We start from the raw sequence: 20,360 nt of genomic DNA, 5'->3' as shown, positions 1-20,360 counted from the left end.
TCCCCAATGGGGGTTTTGTCCCCAGTCGGGGTGGTGGGGGCTGCTGTGTCGAATGGGTGTTCGATACGGTGGGTTCATGGGTCAGCAGTTCGTCACCGCCGGGGCCGCCCGGGCGCGGGTGGGTGAGTTGCTGGCCGCGGTGGATGCGGCGTATGCCGAGATGCGCGCGTTGTGTCTCGATGAGGTCGGTACCGGGTTTCGGCTGGAGTTGGCCGAGCGGTTGGAGACGCAGTGTCGGATCAATCGGGGGTTGATGTATCGGGTGTTCGCCCAGTTGGCCGACCCGCCTGATGAACCGGCGATGGTGCCGGCGGTCAGAGACCGGTTGTGGGCGCGGTTGCGGATCACCCCTGGTGAGGTGAAACGCCGGTTGCGGGTGGCCGCACTGCTGCGGCCGCGCCGCCGGCTCAGCGGCCCACCGCTGCCGCCGGTGTTGGCGCGGGTGGCCGGGGCTGTCGAGTCCGGGCTGCTCGGTGAGGAGCATCTGCGGGTCATCACCACGGTGATGGCTGCGTTGCCGTCGGCGGTGTCGGTGACCGATCGGGAGGCGGTGGAAGCCAGCCTTATCGCCGAGGCCGCCCGAAGTGATGCCGGCATCGTGCGGCAGGTGGGGCGGCGGATCGAGGAGATCTTCAACCCCGACGGGCATTACGACGATCAGGACCGGGCCCGCCGCCGCGGCATCCACCTCGGTGACCAACAGCGTGATGGGATGTCGGCGATCTCCGGGTGGATCGACCCGCAACTGCGCGCCTATCTGGAGGCCGTCACCGCCGCGGTCCGCCCGGGCCGCCATCTACCCCACACCACCACCGATACCACCGGCACCACCGGCACCACTGAGACCACCGGCACCGCCGGCACCGCCGGCACCGCTGCGACGACCGCCGACACCGCTGCGACAACCGCTGACACCGCTGCCGACGGGGTTGGGGATATCGATACCGGGGGTGTCGATTTGCGCAGTGCGGCTCAGCGCCGCCATGACGGGCTCACACTCGGGTTGAAGATCGCGGTGGCCTCCGGGCGGTTGGGGTCGCATCGGGGGCATCCGGTGACGGTGATCGTGCGCACCACCCTGGGCGAGTTGAATCAGGCCGCCCACGCCGTGGCCGACCCCAGGGTGTCGATGCCCGGGCCGGCGCGTACCGGGGGTACCGGGGTGCTGCCGATGCGGGAGTTGATCCGTATGGCCGCCGACGCCATCCACTACCTGGCGGTGTTCGACGACCACACCGAACGCCCACTGTATCTGGGCCGGCAGAAACGCATCGCCACCGCCGATCAGCGCCTCATCTGCTACGCCCGCGACGGCGGCTGCACCGCACCCGGCTGCGGTGAGCCCGGCTACCACGCCGAAACCCACCACCAACCCGCCTGGGAGGACGGCGGTCTCACCGACGCCGACCACCTGTTCTTCGCCTGCGGCCCCCACCACAGCGGCCTGACCGAAGGCCGCTGGCAGGCCACCATCACCCCCACCGGCCGACTCGCCTGGACCAACGACCACCACCCACCCACCGTCAACCACGCCCACCACCCCGAAGAACTCCTACGCGCACACACCGACCCACCAGAAGACCCCGGGTGACCACTCCGGCCGCCGGCGGGTCACTCCTCGCGCAGCGCGGAGGCCGGTGCGGTCTGCATGCTCTTCCAGGCGGGGATGATCGCCGCCAGGATGGCCGCCGCGGTGGCCAGTGCCGAGTATTTGACCGCCTCGGCCACCGGATAGGTCAGCGGGCTCAGCGATCCCACCGCAGCCACCGCGGCGCCGCGCACGGCAACCATGATCGCCACCGACAGCAGCGCACCGAAGACGGCGCCGACGCCGCACCCGATGACCGCCTCCAGAGTGGTGACGGCGAAGACCTTGCCCCGAGTGGCGCCCAACGCCTGCAGCAGCGCCATCTCCCGGCGCCGACGCATGCCGACCAACAGCAGGGTTGCCGTCACCGACACGAAGGCGATCGCCAACAGCCCGTACTTGAGCGCGTTCAACGTGGTGAGGAAACGGCTGACGCCGCCGGCGGTCGCCGCCTCGTATCCGGCCGCATCGACCACCTTGATCGGCTGGTTGAACCGGGTGGCGTTGATGTCGGCTTCGATCTGGTCCAATGCCACACCGTCGCGCGGTTTGATCCGGACCAGGCCCGGCGCCTGCGGCCCAAAGATCTCCTCGGCCGCTCGGTACGGCATGTAGATCCGCCGCCCGCCCACCTCCGGGGTCGCCACGATCGTGCCGACCGTCATGTCGCGTGCCTCAGGCCCGCTGCCGAGCCGGACCGGATCGCCCACCCGCAACCGTTCTTCACGCGCCAACACGCTGCCGATGATCAGTTGATCGGCCGCCAGGGTCTGCTCCGGGTCTTCACCCGCCAGCACCGGGAATGGGAACGTCGGATGGTCTTCGGCCCGCACATACGCCAACGAGCCGTCGTTCAGGGCGATTTCGATCTCGACCATGCGCTCGACGCGTTCCACCCCGGGCAGCGCGGCGAGCTGCGCGATGGTCTCCGGTGAGGCCTTGGCGTCCAGCGACCCCCAGTCGCTGAACCGGGTGGTGCCCACCACCAGCCGGTCGGTCGCCTGTGCCCGCGCCAGATCCGCGGAGGCGCTGTTGATTCCGGTGAGGAAGGACGAGAGCAGCATCGCGACCGCCACCGGCACGGCCACCGCTCCGGCGATCGCGGTGGTCCGGGTGGGGTTGGCGCGCAGACCGGTCAACGCGACCCGGGTGGTGGCGCCGTGCGCCCGGTCGGCCGGCAGCTGCACCATCGTGATCATCTGAGCGCTCAGATACGCCGCGGCGGTCAGCAGCCCGATGATCGCGATCACGACGGCGGCGCTGGACACCACCGCCTGCAAGGGCTCCAGGCCGCCGGATCGGGTGGCCAGCGTCGCGGCGGCCACCCCCGCGGCCCCGAGCGTGGACAACACCAGCGCCTTCGGCCAGATGCTGCGGGGCTTAGTGTTCTCCTGGGCGGACCGCCCGGAGAGTTCGCCGGCGATCGCGGTGTTCATCGCAGACAGGCTGGGCAGCAGCGCGGCCAGCACCGCCAGCACGATGCCGACTCCCACCCCGGCCACCAGGATCGCGGGTTCCACCACCACCGGCACGTTCACCCCGACATACAGCTGGGTCAGGGCGCTGGCACTGGCGACCACCGGGTGAGCGATGCCGATGCCTGCCAGCACCCCGAGGATCGAGCCCACCGCACCCAGCACCGCCGCCTCGGCGAGGAATCCGGTCACCGCCGACTGCGGGGAGGCCCCCAGCGCGCTGGCCACCGCCACCTCGTGGCGCCGCTCCTCCACCGACAGCCGGGTGATCTGCGCGATCAGGATGACCCCGACACCCACCGCGATCAGCGCGAAGATCGCCAGCAGCGGAAAGAGCACGCTGTTGACGTTGAATCCGCGATCCGGGTCGGCCCGGGTGAGGACGCTGTAACCGGGGCCGAGAACGTCGCGGAGCTGCCCCTGGATCCGTGGTGCCTGCGCATCGTCGGCCAGGGTGACATAGGCGAGATCAACCCGGTCTCCGCGGGCGAACTCGGCCTTGGCGACGCTCAGCGGCAGCGCGACCACCAGGCCGTTGTTCATGGTGTCGAGCTGATCGGTCTGCTGCACCCCGGTCAGCACCAGCTGTCCGGCGTTGGTCACCACCGTCGACGACGGATCCAGCTGCCCGGCCAGGATCGCCGAGGTGGCCGGGACCGGCGGCTCCGGCTGTCCGGGCGGGCACACCGCCGGGTCGATGATCCAGCGTGCCGTGCAGTCGATTCCCAGTGCCACCACGTAGGTTTCGCGGTCACCGGTGCGGACGACGGTGACCGCCCTGATCACCGGCACCACCGCCGACACCCCCGGAATCGACCGGGCCGCATCGATGCTCGCCGGTGCGATGCCACCGTGGTTCGCCGCGCCGACGATGCGCAACGGAGCGGGGCCGGCGATGCGGTATCCCACGTCGTCGATCGCGGTGCTCACACTGGTCGTCTCGATCATGACGGCCACCACCACCGCCACCCCGCCGCCGAGTGAGATCGCGGCGAGCAACGCCCGCAACGTGTGCCGGCGGATCGCCCGCAGGTTGATGATCCGGAAGACGCTGAGCGCCGCGGCCAGTTTCCGACGTGTCACGGTGTGCGTCACCTGCCGGTCTTGCGCAGCATCACGACGACGCCGTCGGGTTCGGCGCTCTGGGTTTCGGCGGCGGCACCGGAGGCCGGTACCGCGCTGTCTGATTCGATCCGCCCGTCGCGGAACGCGATCAGCCGGGGTGCTTCCTCGGCGATCGACAGGTCGTGGGTCACCATGACGATGGTCTGTCCGGCGGCGTTCAGTTTCTTGAGCGTGTCGAGCACGATGCGCCCGTTCTTGGTGTCCAGGTTGCCGGTGGGTTCATCGGCGAGGATCACGTCCGGACGCATGAACAGAGCCCGCGCGATCGCCACCCGCTGCTGCTCCCCGCCGGACAGTTCGGCGGGCACCCGTCTGGCCTTGTCGGCCAGCCCGAACTCGTCGAGCAGTTCGACGGCCCGTTCGTACTGCGCACGTCCGGATTCACCGACCAGCAGACCGCTCAGCATCACGTTCTCCGCCACCGACAGTCCGGCCAGCAGGTTGAACGACTGGAACACGTAACCGAGCTTGCGGCCCCGCAGCCGGGCCAGTTGGCGCCGGGACAGCCCGCTGACATCCTGCTGATCGACGAACAGTCGGCCGCTGGACGGCGGCTCCAGCAGGCCGAGGATGCTCAGCAGTGTTGACTTCCCGGAGCCCGACGGTCCGATCAGCACGACGAACTCGCCCGGGCTGATTCGGACGTCGACGTGTTTGAGGATCGGTGTCTCCGCCGCGCCCTGCCCGAACGACTTGCACAGATCTCGGGCTTCGATCACGGCGGTGTCGCGGTCTTCTCCGCTGTCGGTCACGGTTGACTCCCCAATCGTCGGAGTAGCGGATCCCGCGCGGCGGGCGGCAGATTCGGCAGGATGATGGCCTGCAGGCGGGGGAACTGGTGGGTGATGCCGACGATGTAGCGCGAGCGGGGCCGGCGGACGGTCAGCGCGTTCACGACGGCGGCCGCGACATTGTCGGCCGGCACCGCCGACGGGTGGAACTGGCGGATGAACTTGCGCATGCCACCGATGTGTCTGGCGTAGAGGTCGCGGTGTTCGGGCCGCATCGCGGCGGCGGTCTGTTCGACCATGACATCGGCCCCGCGGACCATGTCGGTGTCGGTCTGGGTGGGCTGGATGACGATCACCGGAATGCGCCAGGGCGCCAGTTCCATCCGAAGTGCGTCCGCCACGGCCTCGAGCGCGAACTTCGAGGCGCAGTAGGCGCCCATCAGCGGCACCGAGATCCGGCCGTTGAGACTGGAGATGAACACGATCCGGCCCCGCGAGTCACGCAGCCGCGGCAACACGGCCTGGGTGACGGCGAGGTGACCGATCACGTTCACGTCGAACTGCCGGCGTAGGTCCTGCGGCGACACGGTCTCCAGCGGCCCGGGCACCACCACCCCGGCGTTGTTGATCACCGCGTCGAGGCGGCCGTCGAGGGACCGGTCGAGCGCGGCGATGTGGTCGGCCTCGGTGACGTCCAGCAGCACCGACGTTATCCGGGCCGGATTCAGTGCGACAATGTTCTCCGCGTCCTGTTCGGTGCGCACCCCCGCCACCACGTCCCATCCCGAGTCGGCGAGCTGGGTGACGATCGAACGTCCGATCCCCCGCGCCGCTCCGGTCACCAGAACTGTTGGCATACCCTGACTTCCACTTTCTGTAGGTCAGGCCGGCTTGAGGCGGAGCGGAAGGCTGGTCCAGCCGTGCATGGTCGCGTTGTGCAGCCGCCGGGGGGTGCCGGCCAGATGGACCGCCGCGACCCGCTGGGTCAGGTGGGCGACGACGTGGCGCGCCTCGAGCCGGGACAGTCCCGCGCCCAGACAGAAGTGCACACCGCCGCCGAAGGCCAGGTGGTCGTTGGGGTCGCGGTCCGGCCGGAACGTGTTCGGGTCGTCGAAGTGCCGGGGGTCGCGGTTCGCGGCGGCGAACAGCAGCAGCACCCGGGACTGCCGCGGTATGACGTGGTCGCCGATCGGATAGTCGGAGGTGGCGGTGCGGTAGAACCCCTGCACCGGAGACTCGAACCGCAGCTGCTCCTCGATCAGTGACGGGATCAGCTCCGGGCGGGCACGCACGGTGTCGTAGACGTCGGGCCGCAGCGCGAAGGTGTGCAGCAGCCAGCCGAGCAGATTCGTGGTGGTCTCGTTCCCGGCCACGATCAGCATGACGACGCCCCAGAAGATCTCGTCGTCGGTGAGCCGGTCACCGTCCTCGGACAGCAACATCAGCGAGATCAGATCCGTACCGGGATGGTGGCGGCGTTCCTCGAACAGCGGCTGCAGATACCGGCGCATCGCGAAGGTGGCCCGCACCATCCGCTGCACCACCCCGAAGGTGCGGCGGCCGACCTCGACGAACGAGCCGTCGATGAGCGCTTCGGACCAGCTGCGGAACTTGGCGTGATCGGCCTCGGGGATGTCGAACATCGACGCGATCAGCCGGGTGGGCAGCAGCTGGGCCAGATCGTGCACACCGTCCGGGGCCTCCATCGCGATCATCCGGTCGAGCAGAAGGTCGGTGTGTTGTTCGATCACCGCCTCCCACATGGCGAGGGCTCGCGGGGTGAACGCCCGCGACACCAGACCGCGCAACCGGGTGTGGTCGGGCGGATCCTTGGTGATCATCATCGGCAGTTCGACGCGGAACCGGCTCTGGCTCTGCGCCGACGACAGCTTGGTGTGGTCCCGCAACCCGGCTCGCACATCGGTGAACCGCGGCACGATCCAGATGCCCAGCCGCGGGTTGTACCGCACCGGCGGGCCGGCGAGCAGTTCCCGGTACGCGGGATACGGATTCGAGATCACCGCATCGGCGAACGGATTGAACCGGGTCACCGGATCGTTGGCGCCGTTGCGCCGTTTCACCCGCGCGATCACGGTGTCCTGTACGACGCCGCCGAGACTGTCGACCCCGACTTTGACGAGGTTGGCCGTGAAGTTCCCGGTCTGTGTGGTGGCCATGCGCCGGCACCCCCCTCCACCGGCAACTCCCCCTTGTGCCGGCGTGCTACGGACGATACGCCGGGAACCCGCGAAGCGACGGCGGTTTCTGAAGATGTTCGGTCCGCCGCAGCTAACGGCCCGTCGGTGTCACGGGAACGAGCTCAGGGGAAGACGCTCACGGGAAGACGATGCGCAGCCGTTCCCAGCCCCGCACCGTCGAGGTGGGCGCCAACTGCGCCGTGTCGTAGTCGATGTCCCACTCCGGCCACCGGTTGAGCAGTTCGTCGAGCGCGACGCGGCCCTCCAACCGGGCCAGGTTGGCGCCCAGACAGAAGTGCAGCCCCTTGCCGAAGGTGAGATGCGAGCCGCGCTCACGGTGGATGTTGAAGGTGTCCGGGTCGTCGTAGCGGCGCGGATCCCGGTTGGCGGCCCCGAACAGCAGCAGCATCGCGCTGCCGGCCGGCACCGTGGTGCCGTAGCACTCGAAGTCGCGCGCCATCCACCGGGCGACGTGCGGGCCGGTCGGCTCGAACCGCAACGTCTCCTCGATGACCCGGCCGAGCAGCGACCGGTCCTCGTAGACGTCGCGCCGCTGGTCGGGGTGTTCGGCCAGGACCTTGGCCAGCCAGCCGATCAGCCGGCCGGTGGTCTCGTTGCCGGCGCCGGCCACCACCTGGGTGTAGTGGAGCACCTCCCGGCGGGTGAGTTTGCGGACCACTCCGTGCTCGTCGGTGAACTCGACGTTGAGCAGCGCGGTCATCAGGTCGTCGGACGGATTCCTGGCCCGCCAGTCGATGTACTCGGCGTAGATGCTGCCGTCGGCGATGCGGCCGGGGTCGGCCACCTTCATCGGGGCGCCCGGTTTGGTGCGCAGATTGGCGTCGTTGGCGTCCCGGACGCTGATCTGGTCGCTCTCCGGGATGCCCAGCAGCATGCCGATCACCCTCATCGGCATCATGGCCGCCAGTTCGGCGATGATGTCGAAACCCTCGGCGCCGACCAGCGGATCCAGGCAGCGCACACAGTAGGCGCGGATCTGTTCCTCGAGCGCAGCCATCCGGCGCGGGGTGAACACCCGGGACATCAGCCCGCGCAGCATGGTGTGCATGGGCGGGTCCTGGAACATCATCACCCCGGGCGGCATGTCGAAATCCGACTGCACCAGCTCCAGGATGTCGCTGCGGGAGTTCGAGAACGTCTCCCAGTTCAGCAGCGCCTTCTCCACGTCGGCGTAACGGGACAACGCCCAGAAGTCGTAGCGCTCGTTGTAGTAGATCGGCGCCTCGTCGCGCAGCCGGGCGTAGACCGGATAGGGATCGGCCACGATGTCGACGTCGTAGGGGTCGTAGTAGACATCGGTCTCGACGGTCGCCATCACCCACCCCTCTTACGGTCCGGTGCCGGTGCCCACGTTTTTGGGCGGTCGCCCAACACTTAGGGTGAGGCCATGTCTAGCAGTTCGCCGAGCCGACGGTCAAGGGTCGGCGGCAGCGACACCGCGACCCGGCGGGCGCTGATCAAGGCCACCGCCGACGTGATGCTCGAGGAGGGCTACGCGGCGGCGACCTCGCGGCGGGTGGCGGCGCGGGCCGGGGTGAAGCCCGCGCTGGTGCACTACTACTTCCCGAGCATGGACGATCTGTTCGTGGCGGTGTTCCGGGCCGGCGCGGAGGCGACGTTGCAACGCCAACGCAACGCGTTCGCCGGGGACCGGCCGCTGCACGCGCTGTGGGAGCTCAACAGCACCCAGGGTGCGCAGCTGTTCATGGAGTTCATGGCATTGGGCAACCATCGCAAAGCCATCCGCCGGGAGATCGCCGCCTACGCCGAGCAGTACGGCGAACTGGAGCACGCCGCGGTCGCGACGGCGCTGCGCGCCCACGGCATGGACACCGAGGAGTTCCCGCCCGCGGCGATCGCGATGATCCTGACCAGCGTGGCCCGGATCATGCTGATCGAACAGAATCTCGGTATCGAGCGCAGCCACGCGGCGGTTCGCGAGTTCGTGGGCCGGTACCTGGACCGCTTCGACGTGCCGGCGGGAGCCCATGACGCTGATTCATGACCTGATCGAACACGCCGCCCACGCGACACCGGACCGTCCGGCCGTGGCGACCCCTGGCGGAACGGTCATCACCTTCGCCGAATTCGACCGGCTGGTACGCAATGTGGCGAGCTGGCTGGCCGCGCACAGCCGCCGGGGCGACCGGATCGCGGTGGTGGCCGACAACAGCCCCGCATACGCGGTGCTGTACTACGCGGTCCCGCGCAGCGGCCGGGTCCTGGCGCTGATCAATCAGCGGCTGCACCCCGATGAGCAGGTCGCGCAACTGGTCCGCACCGGGGCCACGGTGCTGTTCGGCGACCCGGAACACCTTGCCGCCCTGTCGAACTCCGCTGCCCTGCACGGTCAGCTGGACCATGTCGTGGGATTCGGCGGCGCGGGCTGGCGGCAGGTGCTGGCCACCACGTCGGGGCCGGTCGATCCGCCCGGCCCCGACGATCCGGCGTGGCTGTTGTTCACGAGCGGATCCACCGGGACGCCGAAACCGGTGCTGCACACCCACCGCTCGGTGCTGGCCGGTGTGTGGGGCACCGTCGCCGGACGATCGGTGCAGCCGAGCGCGGTGTATCTGCTGCCGTTCCCGATGTGTCACATCGCCGGCTACAACATGCTGGTGCATCACGCCGTCGGCGCCACGGTGGTGCTGGTCGACCGGTTCCGGCCGGAGACGTCCGCGCAGGCGGTCATCGAGTACGGGGTGACCTCGTGCTCGCTGGCGCCGACCATGCTGCACTCCCTGCTCGCGCATCTCACCGCGACCGGCGCGCGGCTCCCCACGCTGTCGGCCGTCGCGTACGGTTCCGCGGCCATGCCGGCCGGTCTCATCCGGCGGGCGATCGAGTTGCTCGACGTCGACTTCCATCAGGGCTACGGGATGACCGAGACCGCCGGCAACGTCACGTTTCTCGGGCCCGACGACCACCGGTCCGATGATCCGGAGATCCTGGCCAGCGCCGGCCGCCCGCACGACGGGGTGCGGCTGCGCATCGTCGATCCGCACGGTGTCGAGGTCGCGCCCGGCGGGATCGGCGAGATCCAGGTGCGTGGTGAGCAGGTCTGCTCCCCCGGATGGCTGGCCACCGGTGACGTCGGCCGCCTCGACCGCACCGGACGGCTCACGGTGGTGGACCGCGCCAAGGACATCATCATCACCGGCGGGGAGAACGTGTCCTCCCGCGAGGTCGAGGATGTGCTGTCCAGCCATCCGGGCGTCGACATGTGCGCGGTCGTCGCCGCCCCCGACGAGCACTGGGGCGAGGCGGTGTGCGCGGTCGTGGTACCCCGGCGCCGGCCACCGCCCACCGCCGACGATCTCGTCGCCCATGTACGGTCCCGGCTGGCGGCGTTCAAGCGGCCCCGGCACGTGCTGTTCGTCGACGAGTTGCCGATGACCCCGAACGGGAAGGTGGCCAAGGACGAGGTGCGTCGCCACGTCCGCGAGCGGCTCACACCCCACACGCTGGAGAACCGGACCTGAGCCGGCAACGGAGGACACCCATGACCGACACCGTCGACGTCGACCACCTGCAGCGGTCGATCCAGGACACGCTCACCGAGCTGCTGCGGGCGCTGGAGCTCGAACCGGTGGCGGCCGACCGGTTCCGGGCCGGTAGCGAGTCGGACCGGTTCGGCCGCATCTTCGGGGGCCAGGTGGTCGGTCAGGCGCTGCTGGCGGCGGCGCGCACGGTGCCGGACCATCCCCCGCACTCGCTGCACGCCTATTTCGTCCAGACCGGGGACGGCACCCGCCCGTTGGACATCGCCGTCCAGCGCATCCGCGACGGCCGGTCGATGGCGACCCGGCAGGTCACCGTCACCCAGGACGACCGCACCCTGTTGACCGCGCTGGTGTCGTTTCACGACAACCCCGACGAACCGCGGTGGGCGGCGCCCGCACCGGTGCTGCCCGGACCCGAACAGCTGCCCGTCCTGCAGCACTGGGCGGCGACGGCTCCGCCTGCGCTGCGGCCCCAGGTGCGCCACTGGATCGACGTCCCGCCGCCGCTGGACATCCGGATCGGCGAGGCGACGTACTTCCTCGGTGGCCGCCCGGCCGAGGGTCCACGGTCGCACTGGATGCGGCTGCCCCGCGACGTCGGCGACGACCCCCTGTTGCACCGGGTGTTGCTCGCCTATGCCAGCGACTATCTGCTGCTCGACGCCGCACTGCGGGCGCACCCGGACCTGTCGGGCCACGACGGCTTCCAAGCGGTCAGCCTCGACCACTCGGTGTGGTTGCACCGCCCGGTGCGGTTCGACCGGTGGCATGTGTACACCCAAAATACGACCGTGGTCTCCGGTCACCGCGCGTTGGTGCGCGGCACCATTCACGACGCCGCGGGCGCTCTGGTGGCCAGCACCAGCCAGGAGGTCCTGATCCGCCCGGCCGAGCGCTGACGAAGCGGCACGCCCTGACCAGGGCATGTGATCAGCCGGAAACATCTGCAGCACACTGTTAACGGCTGCACGCCGATCGGTAACCTGACCGCAACCACACCCGGCCGCCGCCCGCGAAAACTGTCAGTCGACAGGTAAGGCTCGATTCGCGGGAGTCATCAGTGACCAGTACCGCCACCACGGCCGGTGCCCGGGCCCATGCCCGGGCCCAACACGGCCGCACCGCCGAATTCATGCGGCACCTGCCGCCGTCGTCATCGCCGACCGTCCCGTTGGATGTCACCGCCGAACAGCTGGTGTGGTCGGAAACCGTTGCACCAGGTGGATACTCGACAGCCGTCCTGGCGCGCGGCACCCGGATCAGATTCACCGACCCGGACGGCGACGCATGTGCGCATCTGCTGCTGCACCGCGCCGACGCACCACAGGAGCGGCTCAACGTCGCCGACACCGTGAAGGTGCCGTGGCAGGCGTATCCGGGAGCGGGACACCCGCTGCTCAGCGGTTTCGGCCGGGTGCTGGCCACCATCGTCGCCGACACCTCGGGCAGGCATGACGCTCTGACCGGAACCACCACCCGCGCAGGCAATCTCGATCGTTACGGGGCGGCGTCGCCGGAGTCGCCGTCGCCGGCAGGGCGGGAACTGTTCACCCTGGCGGCGCTCAAACACGGCCTGAGCCGGCGCGATCTTCCGCCGTCGATCTCGTTCTTCAAAGGCGTGCGGGTCGAACCGGACGGCACCTTTCGATGGCTGGGCTCGGCCGGCGCCGGCACCGCCGTGGATCTGTTGCTGCACGTCGACGCGATCGTGTTGGTGGCCAACACCGCCCACCCGCTCGACCCCCGGCCGGACTTCACCTGCACCCCGCTGCGGATCCACGCCTGGCCGGCCCGAGAGGATCTGCGGCGACTCGCCGCCGGTGATCTGCTGGGGCCGCTGGGTCCCGAGCACCGCCAGGCCATCGTCAACACCGATGCCGACCTCACCGCGAGAGGACAGCTGTGACAACCACTTCCGCACCCACGGTGGAACCGCTGGTTTTGGGCACCGTGATTCTCGACGAGACCGTCCCCGCCCGCGCCCCGTGGTCGGCCGTCGTCGCCGCCGGTGATGTGCTGACCATCGTCGACCTGGCCGGCAACCAGGCCGTCGACTGTCTGCTGTATTCGGCGGCCGACACCTCGGTGCGCTATTCGGCGCCGGAAACCATTCGCCGGCAGGGCCGTATCACGCTGACCACGGGTTCGGTGCTGCGCGCCGACACCGGCGACGCGTTGATGACCGTGGTCGCCGACGAGGTCGGGGCACACGACACCCTGGGCGGCGCCTGTTCGAAGGAGTCCAACACGCTGCGGTACGGACCGCACACCGGGGCGCAGCACGGGTGCATGGAGAACTTCCTGCTGGAGGGTTCCCGCTGGGGTCTGGGCGCCCGCGACCTGGCGAGCAACATCAACTGGTTCATGAACGTGCCGGTGGACCCGGACGGTGCGCTCGGCATCGTCGACGGGTTGTCCGCGCCGGGCAAACGGGTCGCGGTCCGCGCCGAGACCGACACCCTGGTGCTGGTGTCGAACTGCCCGCAGATCAACAACCCCTGCAACGCTTTCCATCCGACACCGGTGCGGATGATCGTGACCCGCCCGGAGGGGAGCGTATGAACCGCAACGGTGAAGTCACCGTGCTGATCGCCAATCGCGGCGAGATCGCGGTCCGACTGATCCGAACCGCCAGAATCCTCGGCTTGCGCACCGTGGCGGTGTTCTCCGACGCCGACCGCGGCGCACCCCATGTGCGACTCGCCGACGAGGCGGTGCGGATCGGGCCGGCGGCACCCCGCGACAGCTATCTGCGCACCGAGGCCATTCTGGCCGCCGCCGCCCGCACCGGTGCGACGATCGTGCACCCCGGTTACGGATTCCTCTCCGAGGACGCCGATTTCGCCGCCGCGGTGCACCAGGCCGGTCTGGTGTTCGCCGGGCCCACCCCCGATCAGTTGCGGGTGTTCGGCACCAAACACACCGCCCGGGAGATGGCGCGATCAGCCGGGGTGCCGGTCTTCGCCGGGTCGGACCTGCTCGCGGACGCCGATGCCGCGGTCGAGGCCGCCGCAGTCATCGGCTACCCGGTGATGCTCAAGGCCACCGGCGGGGGCGGCGGGATCGGCATGCGGATCTGCCCGGACGCAGACACCGTGCGCGCGGCCTTCGACCAGGTCACCGCACAGGCCGAACGCAGCTTCGGCGCCGCGGGTGTGTTCGTGGAACGCTATGTCGCCGACGCCCGCCACGTCGAGGTGCAGATCTTCGGCGACGGCGCCGGACGGGTGGTGTCGCTGGGCGACCGGGACTGCTCGCTGCAGCGGCGCAATCAGAAGGTGCTCGAAGAGGCTCCCGCACCGGGGATTCCGGAGTCGATCCGCTCCCGGCTGCACCGCACGTCGCGCGCGCTGGCCGCCGCGGTCGGCTACCGCTCGGCGGGCACCGTCGAGTTCGTCTACGACCCGGCACGCGAGGAAGCGTCGTTCCTCGAGGTCAACGCCCGGCTACAGGTCGAACATCCGGTCACCGAGGCGGTGACCGGTGTCGACCTGGCCGGCTGGATGCTGCGACTGGCGCTGGGCGACACCAGCATGTTCGACGCCTACCCCGACGGCGCCGTCCCGGTCGCCGGACACGCGGTGGAGGCCCGCGTCTACGCCGAGGATCCCAGCCGCGACCACCTGCCGAGTGCCGGCACGCTCACCAGGGTCCGGTTCCCCACCGACGTGCGCGTCGACACCTGGGTGGACGACGGCACCGAGGTCACCGCGAACTATGACCCGCTGCTGGCCAAGGTGATCGCCGCCGGGGCCGACCGCGATGACGCCCTCGACCGGCTCGGCGCCGCACTGACCGGCACCGAGCTGCACGGGATCGAGACCAATATCGGCTTGCTCGGCGCGGCGACGGTTCACCCGGAGGTGCGGGCGGCCCGGCACACCACCTCCACCCTGGCCGGCATCGGTGATCCGCGGCCCCGGATCACCGTGGAGCGGCCCGGTCTGCAGACCACCGTGCAGGATGTGCCCGGACGGATCGGCCACTGGCAGGTCGGGGTGCCGCCGAGCGGACCGATGGACGACCTGTCCTTCCGGCTCGGCAACCGCGCGCTCGGCAACGAGGAGACCGCACCCGGCCTGGAGTGCACCGCCTCGGGACCGGCGCTGCGGTTCAGCCATCCGACGACGGTGTGCGTCACCGGCGCCGAATGCCTGGTGACCGTCGACGGCGCCCCGGCGCCGATGTGGGAGCCGGTCGAGGTGCCCGCCGGCGCGGTGCTCGACATCGGCGAGGCCGCGGTCGGGCTGCGGACCTACGTGCTGTTCGCCGGCGGGCTGGATGTGCCCGCCTATCTGGGTAGCGCGTCGACGTTCACGCTGGGCCGGTTCGGCGGCCACGGCGGGCGCGCCCTGGTCACCGGGGATGTGCTGCGCACCAAACCCGCCCCGTCCGACGCGGGTTCGCGTCCCGGCGCGGGCGCGGTGCCGCCCGAGGTCCGGCCCGCCCTCACCAACAGCTGGGAGCTCGCCGTCACCGAGGGACCGCACGGCGCGCCGGAGTTCTTCACCCGGGCCGACATCGACACCCTGTACGCCTCGCGCTACCGGGTGCACTTCAACTCGGCGCGGACCGGGGTGCGCCTGGAGGGACCCAAGCCGCAGTGGGCGCGGCCGGACGGCGGTGAGGCCGGGCTGCACCCGTCGAACATCCACGACAACGCCTACGCGGTCGGCGCGTTGGACTTCACCGGCGACACCCCGATCCTGCTCGGGCCGGACGGGCCCAGCCTCGGTGGCTTCGTCTGCCCGGTGACCGTGACCTCCGCCGACCGCTGGAAGCTCGGCCAGCTCCGCCCGGGCGACACCGTGCGATTCGTGCCCGTGCGCGCGGCGCACACACCGTCGCGACGCGAACTCGGCCTGTCCCGCGCCGCCGCCACACCGGTGCTCGCCCGCACCGGCGGGGACGGTGACGACGGGGTGCTGGCCCGCCGCGACGGCGACCCTCCGGTCACCTACCGCCGCAGCGGCGACGACAACGTGCTCGTCGAGTACGGCGACATCGTGCTCGACCTGGCGCTGCGCGCCCGGGTGCACGCCCTGCACACCCGGCTCGACGGCAGTGCCCCGGGCATTGTCGACCTGACTCCGGGCATCCGCTCGCTGCAGGTGCACGTCGACCCCGATGTGCTGCCGATCCCGAGACTGCTGGATCTGCTGTGCGAGATCGAGGACGACCTGCCCGCCACCGCTGATCTGGTGGTGCCCAGCCGGCTGGTGCGGTTGCCGCTGAGTTGGGATGATCCGGCCACCCGGGAGGCTATCGCCCGCTACATGTCCGGCGTGCGCGCCGACGCGCCGTGGTGCCCGTCGAACATCGAGTTCATCCGCCGCGTCAACGGGCTGGACTCCGTCGAGGAGGTGCGCGACATCGTCTTCCGCGCCGAGTACCTCACCCTCGGCCTGGGTGACGTGTACCTCGGCGCGCCGGTGGCCACCCCGCTCGATCCGCGCCACCGGCTGGTGACCACGAAGTACAACCCGGCCCGCACCTGGACCGCGGAGAACTCCGTCGGCATCGGCGGAGCCTACCTGTGCATCTACGGGATGGAGGGCCCGGGGGGCTACCAGTTCGTCGGGCGCACCACCCAGGTGTGGAGCAGCCACCGTCACCGCGGCCCGTTCGACTCCGAACATCCTTGGCTGCTGCGGTTTTTCGACCGGATCACCTGGTATCCGGTGTCGGCCGAGGAGCTGCTGGATCTGCGCGCCGACATCGCGGCCGGCCGCGGCGCCGTCGACATCGCCGAGGGCACGTTCTCGCTGGCCGAGCATCAGCGGTTCCTGTCCGACAACGCCGAATCGATCGCCGCGTTCCGGGCTCGGCAGACCGCGGCGTTCGCGGCGGAGCGCGCGGCGTGGGAGGCGGCCGGCGAGTTCGACCGCGCCGAGCGGGCGGCGTCGGCGGTGTCGGCGGGGGCCGCCGAGGAACTGATGCTCGCCGACGGCGAACAGCGCGTCGACGCGCCGTTCTCGTCGAGTGTGTGGCGGATCGACGTCACCGAGGGCCAGTCGGTGCAGGCGGGACAACCGCTGCTGGCGCTGGAGGCGATGAAGATGGAGACGGTGCTGCGGGCGCCTGTCGACGGGCTGGTGTGCAAGGTCCTGGTCTCGGCGGGACACACCGTCGACGGCGGTGACCCGCTGGTGGTCGTGCGGCCCGGGGGCGAGCGATGAGCGCCCCGTCGGCGGTCGAGCGGGTGCACGCCGCCTACGCCGCGATCGAGCGGGTCGATCGCCCCGAGATCTGGATCACGTTGCGCCCCTTGGCCGATGCACTGGCCGATGCCGTCAGGGTCGACGCGGCGGCCCGAACCGGCGCAGAGCTGCCGCTGGCCGGGCTGGTCGCCGCGGTGAAGAACAACATCGACGTCGCCGGCATCCCCACCACCGCCGGGTGTCCGACCTTCGCCACCTGTGCGGCCACCGCGGACGCGCCCGCGGTGGCCCGGCTGCGCACCGCCGGGGCGGTGGTGATCGGGGCGACCAATCTCGACCAGTTCGCCACCGGGCTGGTCGGGACCCGCAGCCCGTACGGCGCGGTGCGCGACGCCCGCCGCCCCGACCGCATCTCCGGCGGATCCAGCTCCGGGTCGGCCGTCGCGGTGGCCCTGGGTCTGGTCGACGTCGCGCTGGGGACCGACACGGCGGGATCCGGGCGGGTCCCGGCGGCCCTGCAGGGCATCGTCGGCATCAAACCCACCATCGGCGTGGTGCCCACCGACGGCGTGGTGCCGGCCTGCCGGTCATATGACTGTGTCACGGTGTTCGCCCGCGATCTCGACACCGCCGACGCGGCCATGGGGGTACTGGCCGGCGGGGGCCGCCCGTTCCCTCCGGACGCGCCACTCACCGTGCCGCCCACCACACGGGTCGCCGTCCCCGGCCGGCTGCCCGGATTGTCCCCCGCGTGGCGGCAGGCGTTCGAATCGGCATGTGAGCGGTTGGCCGGCAACGGAATCGAGCTGGTCGAGGTCGATCTGACCCCGTTCCTGCAGGCTGCGACGCTGCTCTATGACGGCGGTCTGGTGGCCGAACGGCACGCGGCGGTCGGCACGTTCGTCGACGAGCACCTCGCCGCCGGGGATCCGGCCCTGGACCCGACCGTCGCGCAGATCATCTCCGCGGCGGGCGCGGTGCCGGCCACCACGCTGCTGCGCGACCGCGCGCGGCTGGCCGAGTTGACCGCCTCCGCGCTGGCCCGTCTCGGCGACTGCGCCGCGCTGCTGATTCCCACCACCACCGAGCACCCGAGCATCGCCGAGGTCGCCGCCGACCCGGTCGGGGTGAACTCGCGGCTCGGCACCTACACCAACTTCTGCAACCTGATGGATCTGTGCGCAGTGGCCGTGCCCGCCGGAACCACCTCCGACGGCGCGCAGTTCGGGGTGACGGTGCTGGGGCGGGCGGGTGCCGACGCGCTGGCGCTGGACCTGGCCCGGCTGGTCAGCGCACCGGTCGACGGTGCGGCGCCGCCCGGTGTCCCGGCACCGCCCACCCCCGCGGTGCCGTGGCCGGCCCGTGCCGGGACCCCGGTGAGCCGGCTGCTGGTGGTGGGGGCACACCGGCGCGGCGGACCATTGGCGTGGCAGCTCGAACAACGGGGGGCGCGCCGGCTCGGCCCGGCCACCACCGCACCGCTGTACCGATTGACCCGGTTGCCGACCGAACCGGCGAAACCGGGCCTGGTGCGGGTCGGCCCGGCCACCGGCACCGCCATCGAGGGCGAACTGTGGCTGATCGGCACCGCGATGCTCGGGGACTTCCTGGCCGAACTGCCCGACCCGATGACGCTCGGCGCGGTCACCCTCGCCGACGGCACCGAAGCGGTCGGATTCGGCTGCACCGTGCAGTCCTGGCTCGACGGCGAGGACATCACCCACCACGGTGACTGGTTCGGATATCTGCGCCGCACCACGCCCGGCGACCCGGTGTCCCGCGCCGACGTCACCGGCCGGGTGTGGCGGCGTGCGGCGCTGGTGGAGCCGGGGCGACCCATGGACACCGGCACCGAGGTGGAATGGCTGCAGGGCCACCGGCTCTACATCGATCTGCGGACCGTCACCGACGGTGACCGGCACCGCGTCGCGGCGGCCTTCGCCGGCACCCTGCGCCGCGACGGTGACACCTGGACGTGGGAGCATGAGTTCGACCTGCACCCGGGCCCGGCCCCGGCCGACCGCGGACTGCTGCACCGGGCCGGTTCGGTGTTGGTGGAGACCGGGGTCGATCGGGAGTACCACGAGGACTGGGTGGCCGCCCACACCGGCGCCGTCCGGGTGGAGGCGCGGTTCGCCGACGACACCGGCCACGGCATGCTGCTGCGCATCGGCGACCGGTTCGGCTACCTGCGCCACAGTCCCGGTTCCCAGGCCCACCGTGCTGCCGGGTCCGCTTGTCTGGAGATCTCCCTGGGCGTCGTCGAGGCGGGCCACTGGCACATCACCCGCTCCACCCACCCGGCGCGGATCGGCGATGATCTCGCACCCGAGTTCAGCGACCGCGGGCTCACCGTCACCGACCGCACACCCGGCGGCCGGCCGGCCCGGCGGCGCTTGACGGTGACCTTCGACCACCTGCCGACCCGTCAGGAGGTGTGATGGCAGGCGACTTCACATCCGTTCCGGTGATCGACATCTCGGCGCTGCGGCACGGGTCCGGGCCGGGGTATCGGCGGGCGGTGACAGCCCTCGGCGACGCGGCCCGTCACGTCGGTTTCGCCCAGCTCGTCGGGCACGGCATCGATCCGGCGCTGTTCGACGCCCTGGTCGACCGCACCCGCGCGTTCTTCGCGCTTCCGGCGGCGGAGAAACACCGGGTGTACATCGGCAACTCGACGAACCACCGCGGCTACGTGCCGCCGGGCGAGGAGGTGTTCGCCGGGGGCACCGCCGACACCAAGGAGGCGTTCGACCTGTCCTATGAACTGCCCGCCGACGACCCCCGGTATCTGGCCGGTGATCCGCTGCTCGGGCCGAATCAGTGGCCGGAGTTGACCGGCTTCCGGGAAGCCGTGACGGCCTGGTATGACGCGGTGTTCGCGTTGTCGCGGGCCATTCTGCGGGCGTTCGCGGTGGCGCTGGGTCAGCCGCCCGACCGTTTCGACCGGTACGTCACCACGCCGCCGTCGCAGCTGCGGCTCATCCACTACCCCGCCGATCCCTCGGCCGTCGACCGGCCGGGCATCGGCGCCCACACCGACTACGAGTGCTTCACGCTGCTGCGGCCGACCGCCCCGGGACTGGAGGTGCTCAACGCCGCCGGGCAATGGATCGACGTGCCGTATCTCGACGACGCGTTCGTCCTGAACATCGGTGATCTGCTGGAGATCTGGACCAACGGGGCGTTCGTCGCCACCACCCACCGGGTGCGCCGGGTGACGTCGGAGCGGTACTCGTTTCCGCTGTTCGTCAACGTCGACGCGGATACCGAGGTCGCTCCGCTGGCCGAATTCGTCGACGGCACAGCCCGTTACGCGCCGGTGATCGCCGGCGAGCATCTGTTCGCCCAGACCGCCCGGAGTTTCCGGTATCTGCAGGACCGCATCCGCAGGGGGGAGGTGAGCCTGCCCGACGGCGCCTACCCGCTGTCGGCCTTCGGTCGCCGTGCCGCTTCGCCCCGCTGACTCGACGACCTCCCGGGCCGGCCGCGGACCGGCCCCGGACCGCCTGTCTCCCGTTTCCGGCAACGGCGCCGGGACTCCCCTCTCGCCATTGG

The 20,360-nt window shown here is 70.7% G+C and carries 14 protein-coding genes; 9 read left to right on the top strand and 5 right to left on the bottom strand.

Features of this window, described 5'->3' with window-relative positions:
- Window positions 1-76 precede the first annotated feature (76 nt).
- Window positions 77-1,591, top strand: coding sequence for an HNH endonuclease signature motif containing protein (locus CKW28_RS10975; protein ID WP_197700620.1), 1,515 nt, complete (start codon window positions 77-79; stop codon window positions 1,589-1,591).
- A 20-nt stretch (window positions 1,592-1,611) separates the two neighbouring features.
- Here the strand turns inward: CKW28_RS10975 and CKW28_RS10970 are convergent, their stop codons facing one another.
- From CKW28_RS10970 to CKW28_RS10950, 5 genes are all read right to left on the bottom strand, one after another.
- Window positions 1,612-4,146, bottom strand: coding sequence for an ABC transporter permease (locus CKW28_RS10970; protein ID WP_040548103.1), 2,535 nt, complete (start codon window positions 4,144-4,146; stop codon window positions 1,612-1,614).
- 8 nt (window positions 4,147-4,154) lie between these two features.
- On the bottom strand, window positions 4,155-4,940 hold the full coding sequence (locus CKW28_RS10965) for an ABC transporter ATP-binding protein (RefSeq protein ID WP_003927355.1): 786 nt from the start codon (window positions 4,938-4,940) through the stop codon (window positions 4,155-4,157).
- Complete coding sequence (locus tag CKW28_RS10960; RefSeq protein WP_040548061.1) at window positions 4,937-5,776, bottom strand: SDR family oxidoreductase; 840 nt, start codon at window positions 5,774-5,776, stop codon at window positions 4,937-4,939. Before CKW28_RS10960 ends, CKW28_RS10965 begins: the two co-directional genes overlap by 4 nt.
- 24 nt (window positions 5,777-5,800) lie before the next feature.
- A complete protein-coding gene (locus tag CKW28_RS10955) occupies window positions 5,801-7,096 on the bottom strand; it encodes a cytochrome P450 (protein WP_003927357.1) in 1,296 nt (431 codons plus the stop codon).
- 157 nt (window positions 7,097-7,253) lie between these two features.
- Window positions 7,254-8,453 (bottom strand): cytochrome P450, encoded by a 1,200-nt coding sequence (locus tag CKW28_RS10950; RefSeq protein ID WP_003927358.1) that lies wholly within the window; start codon window positions 8,451-8,453, stop codon window positions 7,254-7,256.
- A gap of 72 nt (window positions 8,454-8,525) precedes the next feature.
- On the opposite strand from CKW28_RS10950, the gene CKW28_RS10945 reads away from it, so the two are divergent.
- From CKW28_RS10945 to CKW28_RS10910, 8 genes are all read left to right on the top strand, one after another.
- Window positions 8,526-9,143 carry a TetR/AcrR family transcriptional regulator gene (locus CKW28_RS10945; protein ID WP_003927359.1) on the top strand — a complete coding sequence of 206 codons (618 nt, stop codon included), beginning with the start codon at window positions 8,526-8,528 and terminating at the stop codon, window positions 9,141-9,143.
- A complete protein-coding gene (locus CKW28_RS10940; RefSeq protein ID WP_003927360.1) occupies window positions 9,127-10,620 on the top strand; it encodes an AMP-binding protein in 1,494 nt (497 codons plus the stop codon). Before CKW28_RS10945 ends, CKW28_RS10940 begins: the two co-directional genes overlap by 17 nt.
- Window positions 10,621-10,640: 20 nt before the next feature.
- Window positions 10,641-11,540 carry an acyl-CoA thioesterase gene (locus CKW28_RS10935; RefSeq protein ID WP_003927361.1) on the top strand — a complete coding sequence of 300 codons (900 nt, stop codon included), beginning with the start codon at window positions 10,641-10,643 and terminating at the stop codon, window positions 11,538-11,540.
- A 161-nt stretch (window positions 11,541-11,701) separates the two neighbouring features.
- Window positions 11,702-12,547 (top strand): urea amidolyase associated protein UAAP1, encoded by an 846-nt coding sequence (locus CKW28_RS10930; protein ID WP_003927362.1) that lies wholly within the window; start codon window positions 11,702-11,704, stop codon window positions 12,545-12,547.
- Window positions 12,544-13,203, top strand: a complete 660-nt coding sequence (locus CKW28_RS10925; RefSeq protein WP_040548065.1) for an urea amidolyase associated protein UAAP2 — start codon at window positions 12,544-12,546, stop codon at window positions 13,201-13,203. The genes CKW28_RS10930 and CKW28_RS10925 overlap by 4 nt, the downstream gene beginning before the upstream one ends.
- On the top strand, window positions 13,200-16,820 hold the full coding sequence (gene uca / locus CKW28_RS10920; protein ID WP_003927364.1) for an urea carboxylase: 3,621 nt from the start codon (window positions 13,200-13,202) through the stop codon (window positions 16,818-16,820). Before CKW28_RS10925 ends, uca begins: the two co-directional genes overlap by 4 nt.
- The gene (gene atzF, locus CKW28_RS10915) at window positions 16,817-19,243 is read left to right on the top strand and encodes an allophanate hydrolase (RefSeq protein ID WP_003927365.1); all 2,427 of its coding nucleotides are present in this window, start codon (window positions 16,817-16,819) and stop codon (window positions 19,241-19,243) included. Before uca ends, atzF begins: the two co-directional genes overlap by 4 nt.
- Window positions 19,243-20,268 (top strand): isopenicillin N synthase family dioxygenase, encoded by a 1,026-nt coding sequence (locus CKW28_RS10910; RefSeq protein ID WP_040548068.1) that lies wholly within the window; start codon window positions 19,243-19,245, stop codon window positions 20,266-20,268. Before atzF ends, CKW28_RS10910 begins: the two co-directional genes overlap by 1 nt.
- The last annotated feature ends 92 nt before the right edge of the window (window positions 20,269-20,360 follow it).

This window comes from Mycolicibacterium thermoresistibile (genome assembly GCF_900187065.1).
In the GTDB taxonomy this organism is placed as follows: Bacteria; Actinomycetota; Actinomycetes; order Mycobacteriales; family Mycobacteriaceae; genus Mycobacterium; species Mycobacterium thermoresistibile.
Note: the sequence above shows the minus strand (reverse complement) of the source record. Positions and strands in the feature narration are given on the sequence as shown.